This window comes from Bacteroidales bacterium (assembly GCA_035647615.1).
Classification (GTDB): domain Bacteria; phylum Bacteroidota; class Bacteroidia; order Bacteroidales; family 4484-276; genus SABY01.
Genome location: DASRND010000003.1, coordinates 127,192 through 152,699, shown reverse-complemented (window position 1 = coordinate 152,699; position 25,508 = coordinate 127,192). Strand labels below are relative to the sequence as shown.

General features: G+C 46.4%; 19 protein-coding genes. 7 read left to right on the top strand and 12 right to left on the bottom strand.

Features of this window, described 5'->3' with window-relative positions; all coding sequences use genetic code 11:
- The first annotated feature begins 5 nt into the window (after window positions 1-5).
- A complete protein-coding gene (locus tag VFC92_01220; GenBank protein ID HZK06797.1) occupies window positions 6-1,082 on the top strand; it encodes a phosphatidylserine/phosphatidylglycerophosphate/cardiolipin synthase family protein in 1,077 nt (358 codons plus the stop codon).
- A gap of 80 nt (window positions 1,083-1,162) precedes the next feature.
- Here the strand turns inward: VFC92_01220 and VFC92_01215 are convergent, their stop codons facing one another.
- The 3 genes from VFC92_01215 to VFC92_01205 all read right to left on the bottom strand — a co-directional run bounded on the left by VFC92_01215 (window position 1,163) and on the right by VFC92_01205 (window position 2,748).
- A complete protein-coding gene (locus tag VFC92_01215; protein ID HZK06796.1) occupies window positions 1,163-1,579 on the bottom strand; it encodes a hypothetical protein in 417 nt (138 codons plus the stop codon).
- Between the two features lie 220 nt (window positions 1,580-1,799).
- Window positions 1,800-2,477 carry an HD domain-containing protein gene (locus tag VFC92_01210; GenBank protein HZK06795.1) on the bottom strand — a complete coding sequence of 226 codons (678 nt, stop codon included), beginning with the start codon at window positions 2,475-2,477 and terminating at the stop codon, window positions 1,800-1,802.
- Between the two features lie 22 nt (window positions 2,478-2,499).
- Complete coding sequence (locus tag VFC92_01205) at window positions 2,500-2,748, bottom strand: hypothetical protein (protein HZK06794.1); 249 nt, start codon at window positions 2,746-2,748, stop codon at window positions 2,500-2,502.
- Window positions 2,749-3,201: 453 nt separating this feature from the next.
- Between VFC92_01205 and rnr the strand changes: the two genes are divergently transcribed.
- Window positions 3,202-5,370 carry a ribonuclease R gene (gene rnr, locus VFC92_01200; GenBank protein HZK06793.1) on the top strand — a complete coding sequence of 723 codons (2,169 nt, stop codon included), beginning with the start codon at window positions 3,202-3,204 and terminating at the stop codon, window positions 5,368-5,370.
- Window positions 5,371-5,437: 67 nt separating this feature from the next.
- Here the strand turns inward: rnr and guaD are convergent, their stop codons facing one another.
- Window positions 5,438-6,763: a guanine deaminase gene (gene guaD, locus VFC92_01195; GenBank protein HZK06792.1), complete on the bottom strand. Its 1,326-nt coding sequence runs from the start codon at window positions 6,761-6,763 to the stop codon at window positions 5,438-5,440.
- 301 nt (window positions 6,764-7,064) lie between these two features.
- Between guaD and VFC92_01190 the strand changes: the two genes are divergently transcribed.
- Entirely contained in the window at window positions 7,065-8,609 is a 1,545-nt protein-coding gene (locus VFC92_01190) for a PQQ-binding-like beta-propeller repeat protein (GenBank protein HZK06791.1), read from the top strand.
- A 210-nt stretch (window positions 8,610-8,819) separates the two neighbouring features.
- Entirely contained in the window at window positions 8,820-9,347 is a 528-nt protein-coding gene (locus VFC92_01185; GenBank protein ID HZK06790.1) for a hypothetical protein, read from the top strand.
- A gap of 324 nt (window positions 9,348-9,671) precedes the next feature.
- On the opposite strand, the gene VFC92_01180 is transcribed toward VFC92_01185, so the two are convergent.
- The 5 genes from VFC92_01180 to purH form a co-directional block, all read right to left on the bottom strand.
- Entirely contained in the window at window positions 9,672-10,760 is a 1,089-nt protein-coding gene (locus VFC92_01180) for a TlpA disulfide reductase family protein (GenBank protein HZK06789.1), read from the bottom strand.
- Between the two features lie 63 nt (window positions 10,761-10,823).
- On the bottom strand, window positions 10,824-11,330 hold the full coding sequence (locus tag VFC92_01175) for a rod shape-determining protein MreD (protein HZK06788.1): 507 nt from the start codon (window positions 11,328-11,330) through the stop codon (window positions 10,824-10,826).
- 4 nt (window positions 11,331-11,334) lie between these two features.
- Entirely contained in the window at window positions 11,335-12,165 is an 831-nt protein-coding gene (gene mreC, locus VFC92_01170; GenBank protein ID HZK06787.1) for a rod shape-determining protein MreC, read from the bottom strand.
- Window positions 12,166-12,191: 26 nt separating this feature from the next.
- Window positions 12,192-13,214, bottom strand: a complete 1,023-nt coding sequence (locus VFC92_01165; GenBank protein HZK06786.1) for a rod shape-determining protein — start codon at window positions 13,212-13,214, stop codon at window positions 12,192-12,194.
- Between the two features lie 243 nt (window positions 13,215-13,457).
- Complete coding sequence (purH, locus tag VFC92_01160; protein HZK06785.1) at window positions 13,458-14,984, bottom strand: bifunctional phosphoribosylaminoimidazolecarboxamide formyltransferase/IMP cyclohydrolase; 1,527 nt, start codon at window positions 14,982-14,984, stop codon at window positions 13,458-13,460.
- Between the two features lie 89 nt (window positions 14,985-15,073).
- On the opposite strand from purH, the gene VFC92_01155 reads away from it, so the two are divergent.
- On the top strand, window positions 15,074-16,372 hold the full coding sequence (locus VFC92_01155) for an ABC transporter permease (protein ID HZK06784.1): 1,299 nt from the start codon (window positions 15,074-15,076) through the stop codon (window positions 16,370-16,372).
- A 259-nt stretch (window positions 16,373-16,631) separates the two neighbouring features.
- The gene (gene recJ / locus VFC92_01150) at window positions 16,632-18,389 is read left to right on the top strand and encodes a single-stranded-DNA-specific exonuclease RecJ (GenBank protein HZK06783.1); all 1,758 of its coding nucleotides are present in this window, start codon (window positions 16,632-16,634) and stop codon (window positions 18,387-18,389) included.
- Here recJ and VFC92_01145 read toward each other — a convergent pair.
- A complete protein-coding gene (locus VFC92_01145) occupies window positions 18,377-19,024 on the bottom strand; it encodes a LysE family translocator (GenBank protein ID HZK06782.1) in 648 nt (215 codons plus the stop codon). The genes recJ and VFC92_01145 overlap by 13 nt on opposite strands.
- Window positions 19,025-19,253: 229 nt before the next feature.
- Window positions 19,254-20,807, bottom strand: a complete 1,554-nt coding sequence (locus tag VFC92_01140) for a GH3 auxin-responsive promoter family protein (GenBank protein ID HZK06781.1) — start codon at window positions 20,805-20,807, stop codon at window positions 19,254-19,256.
- A gap of 414 nt (window positions 20,808-21,221) precedes the next feature.
- Here VFC92_01140 and VFC92_01135 point away from each other — a divergent pair, with 414 nt between their 5' ends.
- Entirely contained in the window at window positions 21,222-23,294 is a 2,073-nt protein-coding gene (locus tag VFC92_01135; protein HZK06780.1) for an immunoglobulin domain-containing protein, read from the top strand.
- A gap of 51 nt (window positions 23,295-23,345) precedes the next feature.
- Here VFC92_01135 and scpA read toward each other — a convergent pair whose 3' ends face one another.
- Window positions 23,346-25,502: a methylmalonyl-CoA mutase gene (scpA, locus tag VFC92_01130; protein HZK06779.1), complete on the bottom strand. Its 2,157-nt coding sequence runs from the start codon at window positions 25,500-25,502 to the stop codon at window positions 23,346-23,348.
- Window positions 25,503-25,508 lie beyond the last annotated feature (6 nt).

The following is a 25,508-nucleotide window of genomic DNA, read 5'->3' as shown; positions in this document are numbered from 1 at the left end:
ATATTGTGAACGCAGAGACGACCGACGCCATTCTTTACGATGATCCCATCAAATATTACAACGCCATGCTCGACGACATCATGGCGGCGCACAGGTACGTCTTTATTGAGTTGTACAAGTTCAGCTATCAGACCATGGGCATACGCTTCAGAGATGCGCTTACGTTAGTGGCTCAGGCAGGGGTAGAGGTAAAGCTGCTCATCGACTCGTGGGGCGGCAGCGGCATCCCCGACGGTTTCTTTGCCGAACTAGAAGCTGCCGGTGGAGAAGTGCGTTTCTTCCAGAAGATAAGAATCAACATCGATTTCTTTACCCGGAGCCACCGCCGTAACCACCGCAAGCTCCTCATTATCGACGACATAATCTCTTACATCGGTTCTTCCAATCTCACCGATTACAATCTGATATGGCGCGAGAGCATGTTGCGCATTTGCGGTGAAATTGCCACCAATTTTAAGAAGATTTTTTATCAGGATTTTAAAATCTACAACAGCTACATCCGATACCGCCGGCACTATACGCGAATTTTGCGGTGGGAAAATCTGGAGATACTGCGTGACGTTCCCAGCATCACACGACAAAAAATAAAGAATCGGTATGAATATCTGATAAAACATGCCCGGCACTCTATCACCATAGAAACCCCTTATTTTTTGCCGGGGTTTAATCTGCGCAAAGCAATGATAGATGCTGCTGCCCGTGGTGTGAAGGTGCGGGTGATTATTCCCCGGCACAGCGACGTGCGTATGGTGGATATTTTGCGCGGTCGCTACCTGGAGTTGTTGCACAGACACAACGTCCGGTTTTATTATTATACCATGCACAATTTGCACGCTAAGCTGATGCTCGTCGACGGGAAGATATTTAGTTTGGGTTCCCCAAACTTCGATTACCGCAGCTTCCGTTACATGCATGAGATTGTTCTTACCGGCGAGGATGCCCATATTTCAGGTATGGTTAGCGAACACATCAGTCAGACCATGGATATGTGCGATCCTTTCGACTATGATGCATGGAAACGGCGCCCGCTAATACAGCGATTTTTCGAATGGCTTATTTTGCCGCTGCGGCATTTGCTTTAAAGAAAGCCAGAGCTCATTATTATATTTAATCGATAGCAAAGATCTTGTTATTGATGCTGTATCTAACCTTTCGGTTAGGATTATTTCTCCTCCCGCTTCACAGCAAAGACTTCTCCAAAGCGCACCAGATCATCAGCTTCCATGCTGAACGGGAAATAAAACAACGGAAGATCCTCGTGGCCGCGGTAGCGAATATCCACAGCGAGGGCATCGGTTGCGGTTTCGGCGTCGAGCTGCACGCTGGATTCATAAGCCAGCACATAGCCATGAGCCTCGTGCTGTTCAAATTGCGTTTGGAAATACGCGAGCAGTCGTTCCATAATTTGGCCGTTGCTGGGGATATGTTTCGTATCGATTTCTTCCTCGCGGTGATGGGTACGACCGTTGGCGTCGGTGAGTGCTCCAAAAGGAAACAGCTCACCGGTTTCCAGCAGCAGGTCGTAGCCATAATTACGGCAATGGTCCAAAAGGTTGGTAATTTCTTCAGGAAGATTCATTTTCGTTTATTTTTTAGATAATCAGTCTTTGGTCTGTCTGCGCGCAGATAATCCGGCCGATACATATTTGGCCGTCACGCAGGCTTACAAAAGTAATGGAATTCGCGATATTGCCTCACCCGGCTCCTCTGCTAAAGACGAATGGAAGCTCTCTTTCTGCCATCTGGCGGAGAAGGGTGGGAGAGAAACGCTGGCTGAGAAGGCCTGGCTACTTTTGAAATTATTTCCCTTCCCACTCTTTATAAAACTGCTCGAGAAACTGTAGCATAAAATCATGACGCTCCACCGCCATGGCGCGACCAGCGGTAGTATTCATCTTATCTTTTAGCAGCAGCAGCTTCTCATAAAAATGATTGATCGTTGGCGCCTCGCTGCTTTTGTATTCTTCTTTGGTCATTTGCTGACGAGGTTTTACTGCCGGATCGTAAAGCAGCCGGTTTTTAAAACCGCCATAATTAAAAGCACGCGCTATGCCGATAGCGCCCATCGCATCCAGCCGGTCGGCATCCTGCATTACGGCCATCTCAGCCGACCAAAAGCGTTGTTCTTCCAGGCTATTTTTAAACGACATGTGTCGGATGATATTTAGCACATGCTCCCGAACTTCTGGCGCTACCTGCTGCGACTCCAAAAACGCATCGGCCAGGAGCGGTCCTTTCTCTTCGTCGCCACCATAAAATTTGGCGTCAGCCACATCATGCAGCAGCGCCGCCAGCTCCGTCACATACGTATCCACGGCCTCTTGCTGCGCCAGCGTCCGCGCTGTATTCCGCACCCTCAACACGTGCCACCAGTCGTGGCCACCCTCCGCCCCGGCAAGTTGTTTTTTCACAAAATCTTCGGCCTGCTGCAGCACACGCTGCTCTTCTGCAGTGAAAGGCATTTTCTGTTTTTTCATAGCTGCAATGATAGAAATATTTTTATTTGGGCGGCCATATGGGCTTTCCGCTATACCCGTCTTGCACCGGCTGTGTTTTTGTAGGCGGTACAGGGGCTTCCGTTGTCAGCCGCTGCCCGCCAACAAAAACATCAGCCGCTGCTGCGTCGGGGTGCCGCTCCAATCCCTGCCGCGCAGTGCGACGGTTTTCGGGCTTTTGGGGTTTGTTTTTACCGCCTATTTTTTTAGTTGAAAGAATATTTTGGCAATGAAAAGTTTCAAATAATCCCAAAAGCACATTTTTAAATTTAGACCCGGCCAGATTCGTTTTGTGAAATCACCCTCTTCAATATTTTTAAGCCATAAAATAAAATGCCAGAAGAAGCCGTCGGTAAGTTGGAAATCCCAACTTTAATATCATTGTTGTCCGGTAAACATAATTTCCTTTAAATAGATTCTTCACTCCACTGCGTTTCGTTCAGAATGACAAGGCATTAGGGTTTTTAGGAGGGCTAAGTCGGCGGCGGAGCCGCCGACTTAGCCCTCCCTCCTCCAATCCATCGCAAGCCCTTGTCATTCTGAGCGTAGTGAAGAATCTATTGTTTTTAAACGGACACCAGTGCTTTAATATCAGTAATTTTAACACTTCTGTACACCAATGATCATTTCTGCCGTTGATTTGTTTAACTTCGCAATGATTTCTCAAAATCATTAATATAGTTCCTTCATTTCATTTTCATTTCATATGTCAAAATCAAAAAAATCACCTCGCCGCAAGCAGCCTTGCAACACCAACAAGACGCTCAAAGAAAACATCAAAAATTTTTTTATCAATAATCCCACCGGAGCTTTTAATTATAAGCAGGTGGCAGGAGCTGTGGACGCCAATGATGCTGTGGCCCGCAATCTGGTGAAAGAGATCATGCACGATATGGAGTCCAATGACGTTCTGGCGCAATACCGGCGCGGGAAGTTCAAAATCAACCCCGAGCATCTGCCCGAAAGAGTGACCACACAGGCGCTTATTACCGGAAAGGTCGACATGAAACAAACCGGAAAAGCCTACATTATCACCGATGCGCTTGAGGAAGATATTTATATAGGAAGCAGCCACACCGGCCACGCGCTGCATGGCGATCTGGTGCAGGTGCGCCTCTTCCCGCAACGCAAAGGGCACAAGCTCGAGGGCAGGATAATGGAGATAGTAAAGCGCGCCAAAACGCGTTTTGTGGGAACCATAGAGCGCTCGCAGAAATTTGCCTTTATGGTCTCCGACAGCAGCTCCATGCCTGTAGATATTTTTATACCTCTCTCCGAACTCAAAGACGCAAAAAATGGGCAGAAGGTGGTGGTAGAAATTACCGACTGGCCGGCTCACGCTAACAATCCTTTTGGGAAAGTGGAAGAGGTGCTCGGAACCCCAGGCGACAATGAGGTGGAGATGAAAGCCATCCTGGTAGAACATGACTTCCCGCTGTCTTTCTCCAAAGAAGTGGAAAAGGATGCTGCTAAGATTAAAATTGAAATTTCCAAAGAGGAAATCGGTCGCCGCCGCGATTGCCGAGCTGTTAACACTTTTACCATCGACCCGGCTGACGCAAAAGATTTTGACGATGCACTTTCCTATCAAAAGCTCGAAAACGGAAACCACGAGGTAGGCATTCACATCGCCGATGTATCGTTTTATGTGCAACAAAAATCGGCCCTCGACGACGAGGCTTACGACAGAGCTACTTCCATTTATCTGGTCGACCGGGTGATTCCGATGCTGCCCGAGGTTCTTTCCAACAATGTTTGTTCCTTAAGACCTAAGGAAGACAAACTCTGTTTTTCAGCCATTTTTGAGCTTGACGATAAGGCTCGGGTGATAAAAGAATGGTACGGCAAAACCATCATCAACAGCGATCATCGGCTCAACTACGACGAAGCACAGCACATTATCGAAACCGGTGAAGGCGCCATGGCTGAAGAAATTACTACCCTGAACAGATTAGCCATTGCACTGCGTGAGGAGCGGTTTAAAAAAGGAGCCATCGACTTCCATACTGAAGAGGTCAAATTTATCCTCGATGAGAAGGGCAAGCCGGTGGATGTTTATGTAAAAGAGCCCAAAGAATCTAACCATCTCATCGAAGATTTTATGCTGCTGGCCAATCGCAAAGTAGCCGAGCGCATTGGACGCAAGCGTGGAACAGCCACTCCCAAAACGTTTGTCTATCGTGTGCACGACGAGCCTTCGCCTGAGAAGCTCGACAAGTTTAGGCAGTTTGTCGGCCGGCTGGGTTACACTATGCGTATTGGTTCGGAGCGCAGTCTGGCAAAGTCGTTTAATGATTTATTCGAACAGGTGCATGGCCGTGGCGAAGAAAACATGGTAGAATCCCTTGCTGTGCGTACCATGGCCAAAGCCGAATACTCTACCCACAACATCGGTCACTACGGGCTGGCTTTTCCTTATTATACCCATTTTACATCGCCCATTCGTAGGTACCCAGATCTCATGGTGCATCGGTTGTTGCAGCAGTATCTGGATAAAAAACCTTCGGCGAGCGAAGCCGAGTACGAAGAGAAATGCAAGCATTCTTCTGAGATGGAGCGCAAAGCGGTGGAGGCCGAGCGCGCTTCGATAAAATACAAACAGGCCGAATATATGTCGGATAAGATAGGGCAGGAGTTCGACGGATTGATTTCAGGAGTTTCCAAGTATGGCATCTTTGTCGAAATTAAGTCGAACAAATGCGAAGGCATGGTGCGGCTGAGCGATCTGGAGGATGACTTTTATTACCTCGACGAAGATAATTACAAAGTAATCGGACACCGCAATGGGCAGGAATTTAAACTTGGCGACCCGATTCGCATCCGCGTAAAACAGATTGACCTCCGCAAAAAACAGCTCGATTACACGCTGGCATAGGAATTTAGGAATGATGAATATCGTTAATTGTTAATCGTCCTTCCTACTTTCGTCCCTTCGTCCTTCGTCAATCCTCCTTCGCCAATTTCCCCATCAGGTAGGTGGCTTTTATCACGCGGTCGTCGCCGAGGATCATCATGGCAAAAAGCAGCTCTTCGAGGGAGGCGTCACGGGTGCGGTATTGGATCAATTCATCCTTCGATAGATCAATTATCACAAAATCGGCCTCTTTTCCTTTATCAAAATTACCAATCATCCCATCCAGTTGCAGGGCTTTGGCGCCTCCCAGCGTGATGGCGTAAAAGGCGTCCATGGCGCTGAGCGGTTCGCCTTTGAGCGCTGAAACTTTGTAGGCATCCTGCAATGTTTGTAGCATCGAAAAGCTGGTGCCGGCGCCCACGTCGCTGCCCATTGCAAGCTGAATTCCGAGGCGCTTCAACCGGGAAAATTCCAAAAGTCCGCTGCCCAGAAAAAGGTTGGAAGAGGGACAATGGATGATTTTTGTTTTGCTATCAGCCACGCGTTTCAACTCCTCGTCGGTAAGATGTATGCCATGCCCCAGCAGTGTGCGTGGAGAGAGCAATCCAAAATAATCATAAACGTCCAGATAATTGCTGCGATGCGGATAATTTCGGCGCACTGTTTCTATCTCTTTCTTATTTTCCGAGATATGTGTTTGCAAATAAAGATCGCTTCGTGATGCGAAAAGCTCTGCCACCAGCCGGAGAGATTTCGGGCTGCTAGTGATGGCATAGCGTGGCGTAATGGCAAAATGCAGCCTTTGCTGGTTGTGATATTTCTGAATAAGATGTGCAGAAAGTTCATAGGATGATTCTGCCGGCAGGCAAAGCTTTTCGGGAGCGTTGCGATCCATCCAGGTGTTGCCGCCAATGATGCGCATATTTAGTTTCGATGCCTCTATAAAAATAGCTTCGGCAGCAGCAGCATGCACCGACGAAAAAATCGCCGCAGTGGTGGTGCCGTTTTTCAGGAGTTGCTTTAGAAAAAACCGAGTGTGTTGATGGGCATACTCCGGTTGCTCAAAAAGTGTTTCAGCCGGAAACACATAACTTTCGAGCCAGTCGAGTAGCTCTTTTCCGTAGGAAGCAATGGCTTTGGTTTGCACCGAATGTACATGGGCATCTACAAATCCCGGCATGATCAGACAGTTGCCATAATCCACAATTTCAGCCCCGGCAACTTGATGGGCAAGCGTTCCGTAATCGCCGGCAGCAACAACTTTTCCCGCTTCAACGAGGAGCAGCCCGTCAGCGAAATATCTGTGTATAGCGCCGGCGTTGTCTGTGCTGTTATCATTAATAAAATCGAAAAGTTGTCCACGAAACCCTTTTATCATGATGTTTTTTATTTGCAAAGGTCTTAATTTATGCATTTGTTAATCATCAAAAAATAATCATCATTAAAAAAAGTCTAACCCACTGGTGGTGCCGGCATAGTGGTACCCCACACGACCGATCGCCTTGTCCGGAGTATTTGAAACACTATTTGATAAAATGGTCTAAAATAAGACGTGGCGTAAAACACAGGTTGTTAGGCAGGAGATTTTAAGGATAAATTACGTAGTTTTACGTAGATGATTTTCCAAAGATGCTAACTAATTTTGCTTTTTGAATATTTTGATCTGAATACACTTTTTGTCAAACACTTTAATCATCATTAAAAAAATGAAATTTATGAAAAATCAATTTACGTTCTTCAGGACAGCAACTGTGTTTTTTGCTGCATTAATGACCATTGCTGCCACCAATTTACAAGCTCAGGGGTGGAACACCGGCCCTGGCGGCAATAGTCTGCGCAACGGGCAAAGCGAATTTCATGGCCCTACAGAACCTACATTACTTTGGTCGGGTAGCTTAAACTCGGTGATAGCTCAGCAGGCCGTATGCGATGGGGATTATCTGGCTATGACGCGCATGCACAGCATAAGTGACGTGCTGCAGGGCACCAAAATCGTAATGCACAATTTACAAACAGGCGATACCCTTTGGACTGCTTCGCTGCCGGTTGACTTTCCTGCCACCGACTGGCGCAGCAGGGTTTCGGCAATAAATGATGGCCGGGTGTATTGCACCCGCTCTGGAAATGCAAACGAATCTTACCTTTATGCTTTGGATGTGGAAACGGGGACGATTCTGTGGAAGTCGGAAGATGTAATGACCGAAGGAACCACTGAAGGACTCACCTTTGAACCCAATGGCGACCCAATAGTAGGGAGCATGTATTACCTGACACGGTTCAGCAAGGAAACCGGCGAGGTAGTGTGGCGTACCCAACGTCAATCCTACGATGGTGGCAGTAGCGCTATAGTATCCGGTGGCTACGTTTACACCACCATCAACCTCTTCAACATGGTGGGTCTGGCAGCTTTTGACCTGGAAACCGGGGAGTTGTTGCGCACTTCAGAGCCCCTGGTGGGTGGCTTTGTAAATCAGTTAGGAATTTTTGCCGATAACAATGGTATGGTTTATCTGCCCCACTGTCAAAACGTTGCTGAAACCGACAGCCTGTTTGCTTTGGTTGATGATGGAAATAGTATTCAACGTCTTTGGGCAGTAGCCATACCTTATACACCTTTTGCTACTTTCGGAGTGGGGCCGGATGAAACTATTTATGCCTACAACCGCGTATCGTTGATGCGATTTGATGCACAGACTGGGGCTGCGATCAATCTCAGCAAGGAGATATTTTTTGTTGATGCCTATTCACCGCGTATGGCCATTGATGCAAATGGTATCATTTACGTTACAAATGGTGGTACAGCCAATGGAATGTTGTATAGTTTTAACGCTGATCTTACTTTGCGTTGGGAGCTGAGTGCGCCATACGGCAGCGCCACTGGTCCGATACTCGGAAAGGATGGTACACTGGTGCTTGCTGGCAAAGGAACCGATGTCAGAGCTTTTGTAGGATCAGAACCAACAGGCGTAGTTTTCTCTGAAATCACTGAGGGCATTCTTGTGGCCAGTCCAAACCCGGCAACAGAAGTTATAACATTTACTTTTTTGTCTCCCGATCCTGGAATTAATGAGCTGCAGATTTTTGATATGAATGGCAAACTAATTCGCCAGCTTACCCTGGCTAATGGCATTGTCGGAAAGCATCAAATCGATTGGGATTTGAGCGATAGCTATGGCAATCGAGTTCACGAGGGTGTTTACATCTGCAGATATGCATCAGCAAGTTCGGCCGGGGTGGTAAAATGTATTGTGTCGAAATAAGATTGGCTGTGGTTACCCCTCTATTCACAGCTTAATTTATAGTAATTCTAAATGGATGGGAGGGGTTGATTTTGATACAGATGCTTTATGTTGACCATTTTACATTAGGAGATCGGTGTTGATTTTAATGTAAAAAAAGGTAGTCATAATTTCTAGTAGTTTTGCTAAAATCATCTTACGTGAAAAGCCCAATTCCACAGGGATTATAAAATGAGCAAAAACTCTGAAAAGCCAGCAACCCCTCTGAAACCCGCTTCTATCAATCAACTGAAGCAGGCGCTAAGAAACCATTCACCGGAGGAGTTGACGGAATTTTGCCTGCGCATGGCTCGTTTTAAAAAAGAAAATAAAGAGCTGCTCACCTACTTACTTTTCGATTCCGATGACGAACCGGCTTACATCCTTATGGTGAAACAGGAAATCGACCGGCAGTTTTCGGAAATCAACACCTCTTCCATTTATTTTGTAAAAAAGAGCACCCGAAAAATCCTCAGGACAGCCCAAAAGTATATCCGTTATTCGGGATTAAAACCAACAGAGGTGGAGCTGCTCTTGCACTTTTGCCGGCAGATGCAGCAATTTGCTGGTTGTATGGAAAACAGTAATGCATTAAAGAATATTTATCTCCGCCAGATTGATAAGCTACAAAAGGTATTGAGCACACTCCATGAAGACTTGCAGTACGATTATGGAAAGGAACTGAGCGATTTGAAAAGACGCAGCAATGTATCGAAATAAAAAAGGCTGCCGACGCAAAGTTCGCAGCTTTTATTTATCCAGTGCGTCTCCTGTTCCGTAGCCCAGCCATTCATGGCTGGGGATTTTAATAGATCACCCGACTCTTTTTTGCAGGGCGTTTACGCCCTTTCAACATTTAATTTGATCTACTGAAAGGGCATAAATGCCCTCAGTTATTCTCGGTATTTCACATAATCCCAGGCGTAAACGCCTGGGCTACGGAGCCTGCCATTTGAAGGGGAGGAGCCGGGGGTGAGGTAAAAAAGAAGCGCTCCGCCCCGTAATTATTCAAGCATTCACCAAAAGCTAATGGATTACTTTCACCTATTGAAAAATCTCCGCAAGTTTTGCCTGAAGGTCTTCGCCGCGCAAATCTTTGGCGATGATGATTCCCTGCGGGTCTATCAAAAAGTTGGCTGGAATTGAGCTTACAGCATACAAATTAGAAGCTTCGTTGCTCCAGTACTTCAAGTCAGAAACATGTGTCCAGGTGAGGTTGTCGGCAGCGATGGCACTGAGCCATGCTTGTTTTGTACGATCGAGCGATACGCCCAGTATCGTATAACCCTTGTTGTGATACTTCTGCCAGGTGTCAACTACATTAGGGTTTTCATGCCGGCAGGGGGCACACCAGGAAGCCCAGAAGTCGATGAGTACATATTGGCCTCTGAGATCTTCGAGCGAAAAAGGATTTCCGGCTGTATCGTTTTGAATAAAAACAGGGGCTGGATGGCCAATTTCAACACTTTCGAGTTTGTGGATTTGTTGATCCAGAATCTTAATGTATTTACTGTTGTCAAGCTCTGTTCCGTAAGCTTCGCGCGCAACTTTAAGGTCGTCGAGGTCGTAATTGAACATGTTGTTCACGACGATGTAAGGACCCACTACGGATGTGTTTTGCGAAAGTGCATACCCTTTTACAAATTCATCCTGCGTTTGGTCGATACTTTCGGCTTTGGTGCGAATGGTCTGGAGCTGCGCGGTGTCGCCATTGTCCATAGCGAGGCTGAATTCCTCGTAAAGTTTCTGACGGTCGGCATCCAGACGAGCCATGCTCTGGTTGAATTCGTCATAAATTTTCTGTGTTGCCATTCCGGTGATGACAGGAGCTTCAACAGTGCCCTCAAGCCGAATAACGCCGGGTTCTACAAAAAAATGATGCATCATCTGATCCGCTATAAAGCTCAGATAATATACTTCCGGCTGGTCGATGGTTCCTTCGAAGGTAAAGTTGTCATCGGTCGTTTGTATCGAGTCGACAGGAACCAGTTGGTTATCTGCCACTTTTGAAAGTACCACCAATCCGGGGGTTAACTTTTCCAGTTTGCCGGTAATCTCGTAATGGTTTTTAGGAGGTTCCGAACATGCTGTAAATATCATTACAAATAGGGTGATCCATAAAATGTTCTTCATACGTTTACTCTTTTTCTTGGTTTAAAAATTAACAAATTAAAATATTGGATTAGTAACGGGAAATCATTTTTTATCTTGTTTGATAAACAATAGTTGTGCTATCAAAGCCAATCCCAGCGTAACTGCTGAGCTGGCGAGGATGCGGCGGAGTGTCTGCAGGAAGTTATCAAAGGTGAAAGCTTCCACCAGAAACAGCGCCGCATGATGGATTATGATGAGAATCATGGCATACAAAAAAAACCAGCGAACTCCCAGGTCTTTGATGCCAGGTGCTATTCCTGGTTCATACTCGCGGGCGGAACGAAGGATGCGGATAACAGCCGGACGAACAAATGCCGTAAATACAGCGGCGGCGGCATTAATGCCCAGACTATTTGTAAAAACATCCACACTTATGCCCATTGCAAATGCCGAAAGCAACAACAACCAACCGGCGGTTTCGAAGGGCAGCAACAGAATAAAATAGACGTAAAATGCCGGATAAATGTAGCCGCTGATGCTCACATTGCTAAACACCAGCACCTGCAAAAGCAGTATTATGACAAACCGGAAGATGTTGGTCAGTAGCATGGCGTTATTCGGTTAATTGTTTTTTCTCGAGCTGCAGCAACTCTTCTTTTATCAGGTTCTTCACCACATAAACATATTGCAGGTTGTTGTAATCTACCGAAAAGTGGATTTTAACATCCCAAAAGTTATCGCCCGGAGCAGGGCTAAATTCTTCGACAGTTCCCAGCATCTGGCCTTCGGGAAAAATGTGCGAGTAGCCGCTGGTTACCACCGTGTCGCCGATGTGGATGCTGACGTGCGATGGGATGTCCACCAACTTGCCAAAACGGTAGTCGTGGCCGGTCCAGGAAAGGGAGCCGCTTTGGTTAGAGTTTTTCAGCTTGGCATTGATGCGTGTGTGGCTGTTGAGCATCGACATTACCGAGCTATAATTTTTTGAAACTTCAATGATTTGACCCGCCACTCCGTTTGGTGCCAGCACGGCCATGTCGGGGCGCAAGCCATGGCGGCGGCCTTTGTTGATCTTCATATAATTGTTGCGCCGGCTTATGGAATTGCTTATCACCGTGGCCGAAACATATTGGTATTGCTGACGGAAAAGGCTATCGTTGACGAAAAACTGTGCAGTATCGGTGCGCATAAAAGCTGAAGGGAGCTTGTTTGAAAGTCGTGCGTTTTCTTCTGAGAGAATCTGGTTGGCCTTTTTCAAAGAAATGTAAGCCGTTATTTCATTCACCGTGCTTAGGAGGCTTCCGCTAATGTCGCTTGTGGTGTTTACCATCACCCGGCGCTGGTAGTAATTGTTATTAACAACCAGCAACAGCGCCAATGCTTCGAGCAGCAGAAAGATGAAAAAGAAATTGTGTCTCCACAGAAAAACGATCAGATTTCGCATAGCAAATGTTGCGACTTGCTCACCTATTATTTAATAAGGAAGGTAAACTTGTCGAAGTTTTTCAAAGCGATTCCGGTACCACGGGCTACGGCTCTCAGGGGGTCTTCAGCTACGTGTATTGGAAGCTTGGTTTTAAGATGGAGCCGTTTGTCGAGGCCGCGTAGCATCGAGCCTCCGCCAGCCAGATAAATGCCTGTGCGGAAGATGTCGGCCGAGAGTTCGGGAGGTGTCATCTCCAGAGCTTGCAGAACAGCAGTTTCTACTTTCGAAATCGATTTGTCGAGGCAATGAGCGATCTCGGCATAATTTACCGTAATTTCTTTTGGAATACCTGTGAGCATGTCGCGGCCATGCACGGCAAAGTCGTCGGGAGGATTGTCGAGTTCCGGAAGCGCAGCGCCTACTTCTATTTTGATGCGTTCTGCTGTGCGCTCACCAATGTTGATGTTGTGCTGCTTGCGCATATATTCTTCTATGTCGGCGTTGAAGTCGTTGCCGGCGATGCGTATGGATTTGTTATTTACGATACCGCCCAGCGCAATTACAGCTATTTCGCTGGTGCCGCCGCCTATGTCGATGATCATGTTGCCGGTAGGTTCCAGCACATCAATGCCGATGCCGATAGCTGCTGCCATAGGCTCGTGGATAAGCCGCACTTCGCGGGCGCCGGCCTGCTCGGCCGAGTCTTTTACGGCGCGCTCTTCCACTTCGGTAATGCCCGACGGAATACAAATTACCATCTTGAGTGCCGGTGGGAAAAGGCTTTGCCGGATACCGATCATTTTTATCATCTCGCGAATCATGTATTCGGCTGCCTGAAAGTCGGCTATCACGCCGTCGCGCAATGGCTTGATGGTTTTTATATTTTCGTGTGTCTTGCCATGCATCATTTGTGCGCGCTTGCCCACGGCAATAATTTTTCCCGTGCTTCGCTCGATGGCCACGATGGAGGGTTCGTCCACTACAACTTTGTCGTTGTAAATGATGATGGTGTTGGCGGTACCAAGATCAATAGCTATTTCGCGTGTAAAAAATGAAAACAGTCCCATGTTTTTTTATAATAAAGAAGATTGTTTTTTAAAGTTTCAAAATTAGGTAAAATAAGAGTAACCGATGTTTTTGTATGAATTTAGTCTCTTTTGATGCTATTATTTAAAAATTAGTTTTTAAAGATTTTCATTAAATATTAGATTCTATAGTTTTAGGAAAATCCATCGTAGTATGGGCATTTCTAAAATAAAGATTCTTATCTGAAAATTGCAATTTATGTTTTGTCATTTGTGATTTCCGACTTAGTGCTTAAAATGTCGAAACCCGGTAAGCGCCATGGCCATGTGGTGCTTGTCGCAAAATTCGATGGTTTCGCTGTCGCGGATGGAACCTCCGGGCTGCACCACCGCCGCAATGCCGGCTTCATGGGCAATTTCTACCGAGTCGGCAAAAGGGAAGAAAGCATCGGAAGCCATCACAGCGCCGTGCAGGTCGAAACCAAAAGCCTTTGCTTTTGCGATGGCCTGCCGCAGGGCATCCACGCGCGAAGTCTGGCCGGTGCCGCTTGCCAGCAACTGCCCGTTTTTGGCCAGCACGATGGCGTTGCTCTTGGTATGTTTTACAATTTTATTAGCAAAAAGCAAATCTGCAACTTCCCGTTCATTGGCCGAGCGGTTGGTAACGAAGTTCAGGTCATCGGCAGTTTCAGTTTTGGTGTCGGGTTGCTGCGCCAGCACGCCGTTCAATAATGATTTGAATCGCAAGCCCGGTGTTGAAAATTTTTTATTTAATAAAATGATCCTGTTCTTTTTTCCTTTCAATATCGTCAGCGCTTCGTCGGAGTAGGCTGGGGCCAAAATAATCTCAAAAAAAAGCCTGTTAATTTCCTGTGCAGTTTCGACGTCAACAGGCATGTTGGTGATAATGACGCCACCAAATGCCGACACCGGATCACCAGCCAAAGCAGCTTTCCACGCATCGATCAATTGTGGTCGTGAAGCCAGTCCGCAAGCATTGTTGTGCTTGAGAATCGCCACGGTGGGTTCTTCAAAATCACGAATCAGTTCGACGGCTGCATCCAGATCGTTAAGGTTGTTGTAGGAGATTTCTTTTCCGTGCAGTTGCTCAAAGTTGGCAGAAAGATCACCAAAGAAAAATCCTTTTTGGTGTGGATTTTCGCCGTAGCGCAACGCCTTCTGTTCGTTGATGCTTTGCTTGAAAACGTTGATGGCGCCTCCGCGGTTGAAGTAACCAAAAATGGCCGTGTCGTAATGCGAGGAAACGCTAAAAGCATGCGCGGCAAAATGTTGCCTGTCGGCACGTGTGGTAGCTCCATTGTTCGCGGCGAGCACTTCACGCGCCTCTTCGTATAAACCGGCAGAAGGAACCACCAGCACATCAGCGAAATTTTTGGCTGCTGCGCGGATGAGGCTTATGCCGCCGATGTCGATCTTTTCGATGATGGCCTGCTCTTCGTCGGTGGCGGCCAGCGTTTGTTCAAATGGATAAAGATCCACCACCACCATGTCGATTTCCGGAATGTTGTATTGACGAATTTCTTCCCGGTCGGCGGCCTGATCGCGACGTGCTAGGATGCCACCAAAAACCAACGGATGAAGCGTTTTTACACGGCCTCCCAAAATGGATGGGAAAGTGGTAATATCTTCCACTGCTATGGCGTCGAGTCCGAGGCTTCGCAGGTATTGCCAGGTGCCGCCGGTAGAATAAATCGTCACCTCGTACGATTGTAAATCCCGAAGCAGCCCCTCAATACCTGTTTTGTTGTAAACGGATATCAGCGCAGTATTTATCTTCTTCGGTACTTCCATTTTGGTGTTATCTCTTTTAATATTAATAATATAGCTACAGGCGCGCAAAATTATCCAAAAAACTGCAGCCGGGATGTTTTTTAATAAAATTGATATTTGAAGAATCCATTACTTTTACCGTCCAAAAATCGTCCAACCATAATATTATGCTGGTAATAAAACTCATTGCAGAAAGTTTCAAATACGCTTTTCAATCTATTGTTGTCAACCGGTTGCGGACATTTCTTTCGCTTTCGGGCATCACCATTGGTATCTTTTCGGTGATAGCAGTGTTCTCGGTTTTCGACTCGTTGGAGCGCAGCATCCGCGACAGCCTTAGCGAGCTGGGCAATGATGTGATGTTTATACAAAAGTGGCCATGGGCCATGGGCGAGGACTATCCGTGGTGGAAATACATGAACCGCCCCAACACTACAATTGACGAGCTGCAGGCGATACAGGAAAGGGTAGATGCCGCGCAGGCCGCTGCATTTAATTTTGGGATGCGGCGCACGGTGAAATATCTCAACAACAGCTACGAAAATGTAACCGTCCAGGCAGTGTCGCACGACTACGAGCAGGTGATGCCGCTGGACATCGTTCAGGGACGCTATTTTAACCCGCTCGAATCACAGGCCGGGCGCAATGTGGCCATTATCGGAGCTAAAATTGCTGAAACACTTTTTCCGCAAACCGATCCATTGGGCAAGACCATCAAAATATTTGGTGGCAAAGCCACCATCATTGGGATCCTGAAGGCGCAGGGTGGTGGTACTTTTGGCAGCTCCAGTGATGAACAGGTGTATGTGCCACTAAATTTCGCACGCAATTTTGTCAACATGCGGCGTGTTGGTACCACCATTATGGTAAAAACCAGAAATGTGGGGAGCAACCAGCAGTTACGCGACGAACTCACCGGTTTGATGCGCTCATTGCGCAAGCTTAAACCCGGCGAAGAAGACAACTTTTCCATCAACGAGGTAAGCATTATCAATCAAGGGCTTCAGGCTTTATTTAGTGCTTTGGCCATGATAGGCTGGATCATCGGGGGTTTCTCTTTGTTGGTGGGTGGTTTTGGTATTGCCAACATCATGTTTGTTTCGGTACGTGAACGCACCAACATCATTGGAATACAAAAAGCCATCGGAGCAAAACGGCTTTTTATCCTTCTCGAATTTTTATTTGAAGCAGTATTTCTTTCGCTTATGGGCGGTTTGCTGGGCTTGCTGCTTATCTACATCGGAACATTGCTCGTGCAGGGTGCGATGCCTTTTCCGATTGTCCTTACTTTTGATAATATCGTTGTCGGTTTATTAATTTCTACAATCATCGGCTTGGTATCGGGATTTATGCCGGCATTAACGGCTTCACGTCTCGATCCCGTGGAGGCAATTCGTTTCGGGATTTAATGGCGTGATGGTACTTGAATTCTCGGGCTCTTCCTGTTTTTTCCAATCAATTTATTTTGGAATTGAAACAGGCACAGCCTCGCCCAAACACAGAAAATCCTCCACTTTGGAGACAGACATTTATAATTAAAATCTTTTTTTTAATTCTCTCAAAATGATGCCACTTGCAGGATTCAGCGTCATCAGCGTGAAGAAAGTGTTAACAATTTAAGTCTGATGTAAATCATTCTTTTTATCTTTACGCACAAATAGTTAAAACATGCAGAAGCGCTGGGTAATCAAAAATAAAGCTGATAATGATCTTGTGATGGAATTATCCCGGGCGCTGAACATTAGTACTATTCTTGCTAATCTGCTGGCGCAACGTGGGGTGACCAGCTTCGACGAGGCCAAAAACTACTTCCGCCCAAAACTTACGCAGCTTCACGATCCTTTTCTGATGAAGGATATGGATAAGGCCATTTACCGAATCGAGAAGGCCATACGCAACCGCGAAAAAATACTGGTGTATGGCGATTACGATGTGGATGGCACCACCGCCGTGGCGCTGGTTTATACGTTTTTGAAATCGCTCGCCAAAGATGTTGGTTTTTACATCCCCGACCGCTATGCCGAAGGATATGGAATATCAAAAGCAGGTGTGGATTTTGCCCACGAGAATAATTATAGCCTAATCATCGCACTCGATTGTGGCATAAAAGGAGTGGCCAATGTGCAATATGCAGTCGATCAGGGTATCGACTTTATCGTGGTGGATCACCACCGACCCGGTGACACTTTACCGCCGGCTTATGCTATCCTCGACCCCAAACGCAACGATTGCAATTATCCTTACAAGGAATTATCAGGATGCGGATTGGGTTTTAAACTGGTACAGGCTTTTTCACGCAAAAATCACATGCCTTTCAAGCGCCTCGAGAAACTCCTGGATCTTGTAGTGGTGAGCATTGCTTCGGATATTGTGCCTATCACCGGCGAAAACAGAATCCTGGCATATTATGGCCTGAAGCTGTTAAATTCTAATCCACGGCCAGGCTTTACAGCTATTTTACATTACAGCAATATTCGTAAGAAAACCGATTTCCATTATGTCGACGAGGAGTTTGCTTTCAACCGCAAGCTTTCCATCAGCGATCTGGTATTTCTTATCGGGCCACGCATAAATGCCGCAGGACGTATGGAAAGCGGAAATAATTCGGTGGAGTTGCTTATCGCAAAAGACATCGAAACAGCCGTAGAAAAGGCCGAACAGATCAATCAATTCAACACCGAGCGGCGCAACCTTGATGTGCAGGTTACACAGCATGCTACCGAGATATTGGCAAACGATCCCATTCATCCTTCACGAAAATCAAACATCGTTTTCCATCCCGAATGGCACAAAGGTGTGCTGGGAATAGTGGCTTCGCGCATTACCGAAATATGGTATCGTCCTACCATTATCCTCACCCTAAGCAATGGCCTGATCACTGGATCGGCACGCTCGGTAAAAGATTTTGATATTTACAATGCCATCGATCAGTGTTTTGATTTACTCGAACACTTTGGCGGACATAAATATGCTGCCGGCTTATCGATTCGTCCGGAGAAGTTTCCGGCTTTTTGCGAACGTTTTGAGAAAATAGTTTGCGACACCATTGAGGATTACATGCTGATTCCCGAAATAACCATCGACGCCAGGATAAAGCTCAACAATATCTCCACAAAGTTTTTTAAAGTTCTCAAGCAATTTGCACCCTTTGGACCCGACAATATGGCTCCAACATTTCTCACCGAAAACCTCGTTGATACTGGTTTTGCAAGTATTGTGGGCAAAAACCATCTAAAACTTAGTGTGGTGCATCCCGATATCTCAGGATTTCCGGTGTCGGGAATCGCTTTTCAGCAAGGGGATAAACTTCCTGTGGTGCAAAGCGGACGACCCTTTTCCATTTGTTACCATGTGGAAGAAAACGAGTGGAACGGCCATGTTTCGTTGCAGCTCAACATCAAAGACATCCAGCCTTACCACGAGTAGCCAAAGAGGGGATATTTTATCATCAGCGCCCGCACCATCAGCACAATACCAAATACAAACAGCAATATTCCGACAAACTGATTGATGCGTTTGATATTGGTGGTATTGAGCAATGTCTTGATGCGTTTGGCGATATAGGCTTTCACAAGATCGGTAGTAAAAACGGTAAGCAAAGCTCCGGTAAAAAAGGAGACAGCCTGCTGCGTGTTATCGCCATAACTCGAGGTAACGCCAACCGTTACACTCATCCAGAAAAGCCACACAAAGGGATTGGCAATATTCAGAAAATAGCCTTTGGCAATAAGCGTGAACCAGCGCGACTTATTGTGGCTTTCGGTGCCACCGTTGCCGTTGAGCTTTGTTGTTTTATAAAAAGTAAAAACACCGTAAATAATCAGAATAAAACCTGCAATAATGCCAAAGGTAATCCGGTTGTTGCCTGTGGAAACAATCTGCAAGGCACCGATAAAACTAAGAAACACAAGAGTAAGATCGCTCAGGAAGATGCCAAAAGCCAACCGCATGCCGGCTCTGAATCCACCCTGTATGCTAGTTTGTAAAAGCGCAAAAAGTGCAGGACCTAACAATACGGCCAAAGTAATTCCAAGAATAACACCTTCGAAAAAAGGATTCATCAGATAATTTTAGTAGCAAAAATAGAATGTTAGCAGCCCGATGTTTCGGGATGATCCGTTACGATCTGGCAAAAATAGAAACAATCTTGAATTGAAACAAAACCATTTCGGCTATCGGCAACATGAGAAGATGCACTATCGTGTTCCAAAAATCCGCTTTTGCTTCTCTCTTAAGTAATTAATTTATTGAAAATATTTTCAATTTATTAGATTTTTTTCGAAACAGGAATTATTTGCTGTTGTTTTTGAAGTCTTTGATAAATTCCTCCCACTCGTCGAGTTGGCGGGCTCTTATTACCCGTGGGAATTTATTTTGTGCACCCTCTTTTCCGTGCTCTTTCATCCATTGATAAAACACTTTGGAAGGCAACACTTCTACAATCACATCTTTGATGGCGGCAATGCGCTCTACGCGATAATCGTCGTTGAGCAGCTTCAGATGCTCGTCGATTTGGTTGCATGCTGCTTCCGGGTCGAGTTCATCGTCGGTTCCCAAAAACCATTTGTGGGCAAACATCGAGTCGTGTTTTATTCCGGCAACTGTAAACTCACGTACATCTGCGTTCATATCCTGGCACATCAATTCTACGGCACGATTCATATTTTCCTGCGAAAGATGCTCTCCGCAGAGGCTCAAATAATGTTTGGTGCGTCCTGTAATGCGAATCTCGTTGAGGCGTTTGGAGGTGAACTTGATGGTGTCGCCAATCAGGTATCGCCAGGCGCCGGCATTGCTGCTGACGAGTAGTGCGTATTCTTTGTCTTCTTCTACCTGCCCCAGAGTAAGCGCCTGCGGATTTTCTTTCAGATTTCCCTCTTCATCAAAGTTGGTATCGTTAAATGGTACAAACTCGAAAAAAAGGCCTGTATCCAGCGAGAGCATCATCGAATCTACATTTGGTCGTTTCTGGTAAGCGATAAAACCCTCGCTGGCCAGGTAGGTTTCCATGTAGGTGAGTGGCCGCGCCAGCATGCGTTCAAAACCTTTGAGATAGGGTGCCAGCGACACGCCGCCATGCACATAAATCGAAAGATTGGGCCAGATATCGTGGATGGTCTTGAGATTGTACTCTTTGATGATTCTTTCGAGGAGTATTTGCAGCCAGGCTGGCACTCCCACAATTACCCCGATGTCCCAGTCGGGAGCTTTTTTTACAATCTCCTCAAGTTTGGTGTTCCAGTCTCTTTCTTTAGAAATGCGTTTTCCGGGTTTGTAAAAAAATTGAAACCAAAAAGGTATGTTGCCGGTGGTAATGCCCGACAGGTCGCCGGCATAGTAGGTACCATTGTATTGCAGATGTGTGCTGCCACCAAGCATGAGAATTGCTTTGCCTTTGTCAAAAAATTCGGGCGGGAAATTATACAGCGCCAGCGAAAGCAATTGCCTTACACTGGTTTTTTTGATCGATCGCAGCACGTCGTTAGTTACCGGGATGTATTTACTCGATGCTTCGGAAGTTCCAGAGCTGAGAGCGAAATATTTTACACGGCCCGGCCATGCTACAAAGGCTTCACCATTGAGTGATCGGTACCACCACTTTTTGAATATGGAATTGTAATCGTGAACAGGAACAGTTTTCTGAAAAGCAGCTACCGGATCGGAGGCGCGCAATAGATCTGGAAAATTATAGGCTTCGCCAAAATGTGTGAATTGCGCTTTACGCAAAAGCTTCTTTAGTACAATCTTTTGCGCCCGGCAACCATCAAAATTTTTTAGATTTTCTTTATTGCTTAAGCTGCGCAGCTCTATCGCTCGCTTTATAATGGAACCAATTATAGCCAAGGCCGATCTTTTTTAGTTATTTTTTGTTAATATTAATATAGTGCAAAAATAATCTTTTCACAGCACACTCTATCATTTCCTCCCCGCACATGCCCATTGTGGTGCGTAAAAAGGACATTTATGAGATATTTTTTCATTAAAAAATCGATTAATCTTTCTTTTAATGTTTTTTCTTTTAGTATTTTTACCACGTAATCAATTCCTAATAAACACCTTAAAGCAATGAAAACTTATTTCTTACAAATAGCGCTATTGCTATTGGTTTTGCCGGCTCCTAAGGTAAGTGCCCTGAATTCCTTAAGCCAGTCACCAATAAATTTATCAGAAATTTTTTCTAAAAAAATAAACTTTGCGCCTTATCAAAGGGTGCATCGCATTGCAAATGGGAATAAATTTGGTGATCCCGGATCGCGAATGACCGTATTCGCAGGAAACGATACCACCGTTTGCCTCTCTGGGGGTTCGATTCCTGTGCATGGCTACGCTACCGACTATTATTTCATTTCGTGGTCGCATACCGGCGATGGTTTTTTTGATGATCATACCCAGCTTCAAACCACCTACACCCCTGGTGTGGGCGATATTGCTTCGGGAGGGGCAGTTCTTTATCTGGTGGCGATAAATAGCACGCCCACATACACCCGCATGGTCGATTCGGTAAAAATTACCATTGTGCCGGCACCGCAATGTTTTGCCGGATTTGAAGATGCTGTGTGTAAGGGAGAGACTTATCAATTGCAGGGAACAGCATCGTATTACAGCAGCCTTGTGTGGCTGAGTATTGGCGACGGAACTTTCGATGATAATAGCCAACTTACACCTCTTTATACTCCGGGAACTGTCGATTGTTTGAATGGTGAGGTAAGTCTTTTGTTGATCGCCAATGTGATAGCGCCCTGTGCGACTCCCTGCATCAACGGCATGAAACTGATGATTTATGATTCACCCGAAGTTTCGGCAGGTTCTGATACCTTGCTTTGTGAAGGAGTGTACTCGCTGACAGAAGCTACCGCCATCAATTACCAATCGTTGCTTTGGAAATCTTCGGGCGACGGCACTTTCGACGATCCCACAGCGCTCAATCCTGTTTATGAGCCAGGAAACAATGATATGACAGGCAATGAAATTTTCCTTGTGTTGCAGGCTTTTCCTCATGAGCCGTGTTCGTTTATCGCCGCTGATTCCCTCACGCTGCAAGTTATGGCCAGACCGTCTGCCAGCGTTGGCGCCGATCAGACAATTTGTGCGGGTGATGTTGTTGCCTGTTCAGGACAAGCCCAAAACTATCAACAGATACAATGGGTCATCTATGGAGGAAACGGAACCTATGAAGATCCAAATGCACTTACTACCACCTATACCCCAGGCCCTTATGAGACAGGTACTGGTTTGTGCTATCTGGTACTATTTGCCTTTCCCAATCACCCCTGTACCCTTTCGGAATCGGCTTTGATGGAGCTGAGGATTTATAAAAACCCCACGGTGCAGTTGCCTCGGGAAATCATCAGCATTACCGATACAGTGCATTTGCCTGGTCTGGCTAAGAACTATCAGTCGTGCCTGTGGCAAACTTCCGGAGATGGCAGCTTTGCTGATGCAGGTGCGCCTGAAACAAATTATTATGCCGGCCATAACGACCATGCAATGCGTCATGTGCAGCTTTCGTTGACAGCCATGCCATTATCACCTTGCCAGCTCGCTGTTACCGATACTCTTCCTGTGCATTTTGAATATCCCGTGGTGATTCATGAAAATATGCTAGATCAGACGCTTATTGCCGGCGATATTTTGCATCTGGAATTTGAAATTGAAAGCCTTGTCCCCGGACAATTTCAATGGTATCGCAATGGCATATTGCAGCAAACTATCAGCGGAAGCGAATATTACGTTTCTCAGGTGTCGGCGGTGGATGCTGGTTCGTATTATTGCATTTTCACCAATCCCTACTTTACCTTGTCAAGCGATACTGCGCATATCAACGTGTTGGAGGCGGCAACGCAAACGCTGACGATTCCTGCCGGTTGGTCAGCCATCTCTTCGTGCATCATTCTGCCCAACGCTGATATTTTCGCTGTATTAGAAACTATTATCGGGAAAATTATCGTCATTTATAATGACAGCGGCATAATGTTTCCGCACACCACCAAAAGTGATATCGATCATTGGACCAGCCATTCAGGTTATTATATCAAAACCACCGAAAGTTGTACGCTGACCTTGCAGGGATATCAGCAATATCCCGCACCTGTATTCAAAGCGAAACCCGGATGGTCGCTGATGCCGGTCAATAGCCTGCAACAGTTATCGATAGATGCTTTTGTAGGATTTCGTCAGGAGATAAAAGCTATAAAAGAGGTGGCAGGAACAAAAGTATACTGGCCCGAAAAAGCAATCAATACCCTACAAAATTTACAACCCGGAAAAGCTTACGAAATATTCAATAGCGCGAGCTACGAAGTGACGCTTAATTTCCCGGGTTGCAATTAGTATCTGATTATTAAGTTGATAAAATTCAACTTGACAACCTGACAACTTCATTTATTCTTTTCGGCTCTCGATGAGTATTTCCAGGATTTTGATACCTGCTTCTGAAATTACTGTGCCAGGGCCAAAAATGGCTACAGCACCGGCATCGTAGAGATATTGATAATCCTGATGCGGGATAACGCCACCCACGATTACCATAATATCTTCGCGTCCCAGCGCAGCCAGCTCCTTAATAACCTGTGGAACCAATGTTTTGTGTCCTGCTGCCAGGCTGGAAACTCCAAACACATGCACGTCGTTTTCTACAGCCTGACGGGCTGCTTCGGCTGGCGTTTGAAACAGCGGTCCGATGTCCACATCGAATCCCATATCGGCATAGCCGGTGGCTACTACTTTGGCGCCACGGTCGTGGCCGTCCTGACCCATTTTGGCAATCATGATGCGCGGACGTCGCCCATCGAGCTCAGCAAATTTATCTGCAAGCCCGCAGGCTTTGGCAAACTTTTCGTCGCCTTTGGTTTCTGATGAATACACTCCTGAAATACTTCTGATTACTGCTTTATATCTTCCGAAAACTTTTTCGCATGCTGTCGAGATCTCGCCCAGCGAAGCACGCTTTTGGGCGGCATCGATGGCAAGTTCCAGCAGGTTTCCTTTTCCTGTTTCGCATGCTTGTGTGATGGCATCGAGCGATTGTTGCACTGCAGCGTCATCGCGTTCGGCGCGCAGCTTTTCCAGTCGCTTTATCTGTGCATCGCGCACAGCAGTGTTGTCGATGTCGAGAATCTCCATGGGGTCTTCTTTCTCGAGCCGATATTTATTAACACCTACTATGGTGTCGCGGTTAGCATCGATGCGGGCTTGTTTGCGTGCCGAGGCTTCCTCGATGCGCATCTTTGGCACTCCCGTTTCGATGGCTTTGGCCATTCCGCCCAGCTCTTCCACTTCTTCTATAAGCTCCCAGGCGCGGTGTGCGATGTCGTGGGTAAGTTTTTCGACATAATAAGAACCGGCCCATGGATCGACTGAACGGGTGATGTTGGTTTCTTCCTGAAGGAATATCTGTGTGTTACGCGCGATACGTGCCGAAAAATCGGTTGGAAGTGCAATGGCTTCGTCCAATGCGTTGGTGTGCAGCGACTGGGTGTGTCCCAGGGTTGCAGCAAGCGCTTCCACGCAGGTGCGTGCTACGTTGTTGAAAGGATCTTGCTCAGTAAGGCTCCAGCCCGATGTTTGCGAGTGTGTACGCAAAGCCATCGACTTTGGATTTTTAGGATTGAACTGTTTTACAATCTTGGCCCACAACAGTCGTGCTGCGCGCAGCTTGGCGATCTCCATAAAATGATTCATCCCGATACCCCAGAAAAAAGAAAGCCGTGGAGCAAAAGTATCGACATCCATACCGGCGTTTATGCCTGTGCGCAGATATTCAAGACCGTCGGCCAGGGTATAGGCCAGCTCGATATCGGCAGTAGCACCGGCTTCCTGCATGTGGTAGCCGCTGATACTGATGGAGTTGAATCGTGGCATTTTTTGCGAGGTGAACTCAAAAATGTCGGCGATGATGCGCATGGATTGCAAAGGGGGGTAAATGTAAGTATTGCGCACCATGAACTCTTTGAGAATATCGTTTTGGATGGTTCCGGTCATTTGCTCAAGAGTTACGCCTTGTTCCAGCCCGGCCACGATATAAAAAGCAAGTATTGGAAGTACGGCTCCGTTCATGGTCATCGACACCGACATCTTATCAAGTGGTATCTGATCGAAAAGGATTTTCATGTCGAGGATCGAATCCACGGACACGCCGGCTTTACCTACGTCACCTTCCACGCGGGGGTGGTCGGAGTCGTAGCCTCGGTGTGTGGCAAGGTCGAAAGCAATGGAGAGTCCTTTTTGCCCGGCGGCCAGGTTGCGTCGATAAAAAGCATTGGATTCTTCGGCTGTCGAAAAACCGGCATATTGACGGATGGTCCAGGGGCGCATCACGTACATGGTCGAGTAGGGGCCGTGCAAATAAGGCGGTATGCCGGCAGCATAATCAAGATGTTCGAGATTTTCGAGGTCGGCTTGTGTAAAAACCGGCTTTACAGAAATCTGCTCCGGTGTTTTCCAGTCGGCACTGATTTTATGATCTGCTTCCCATTCCGCAGCATTGCGGGTAGAAACAGGTGACGACTTTATATTGATATTTTTGAAATTTGGCTTCATGATCTG

Excerpts from the sequence above, each read along its gene's own strand:
- VFC92_01190 (HZK06791.1), top strand. The coding sequence starts at position 7,065 with ATGAAAAATCAATTTACGTTCTTCAGGACAGCAACTGTGTTTTTTGCT.
- VFC92_01175 (HZK06788.1), bottom strand. The coding sequence starts at position 11,330 with ATGCTACTGACCAACATCTTCCGGTTTGTCATAATACTGCTTTTGCAG.
- recJ (HZK06783.1), top strand. The coding sequence starts at position 16,632 with ATGCAGAAGCGCTGGGTAATCAAAAATAAAGCTGATAATGATCTTGTG.
- VFC92_01165 (HZK06786.1), bottom strand. The coding sequence starts at position 13,214 with ATGGGACTGTTTTCATTTTTTACACGCGAAATAGCTATTGATCTTGGT.
- scpA (HZK06779.1), bottom strand. The coding sequence starts at position 25,502 with ATGAAGCCAAATTTCAAAAATATCAATATAAAGTCGTCACCTGTTTCT.
- VFC92_01215 (HZK06796.1), bottom strand. The coding sequence starts at position 1,579 with ATGAATCTTCCTGAAGAAATTACCAACCTTTTGGACCATTGCCGTAAT.
- VFC92_01210 (HZK06795.1), bottom strand. The coding sequence starts at position 2,477 with ATGAAAAAACAGAAAATGCCTTTCACTGCAGAAGAGCAGCGTGTGCTG.
- guaD (HZK06792.1), bottom strand. The coding sequence starts at position 6,763 with ATGCATAAATTAAGACCTTTGCAAATAAAAAACATCATGATAAAAGGG.
- rnr (HZK06793.1), top strand. The coding sequence starts at position 3,202 with ATGTCAAAATCAAAAAAATCACCTCGCCGCAAGCAGCCTTGCAACACC.
- mreC (HZK06787.1), bottom strand. The coding sequence starts at position 12,165 with ATGCGAAATCTGATCGTTTTTCTGTGGAGACACAATTTCTTTTTCATC.
- VFC92_01145 (HZK06782.1), bottom strand. The coding sequence starts at position 19,024 with ATGAATCCTTTTTTCGAAGGTGTTATTCTTGGAATTACTTTGGCCGTA.
- purH (HZK06785.1), bottom strand. The coding sequence starts at position 14,984 with ATGGAAGTACCGAAGAAGATAAATACTGCGCTGATATCCGTTTACAAC.
- VFC92_01185 (HZK06790.1), top strand. The coding sequence starts at position 8,820 with ATGAGCAAAAACTCTGAAAAGCCAGCAACCCCTCTGAAACCCGCTTCT.
- VFC92_01135 (HZK06780.1), top strand. The coding sequence starts at position 21,222 with ATGACCGTATTCGCAGGAAACGATACCACCGTTTGCCTCTCTGGGGGT.
- VFC92_01180 (HZK06789.1), bottom strand. The coding sequence starts at position 10,760 with ATGAAGAACATTTTATGGATCACCCTATTTGTAATGATATTTACAGCA.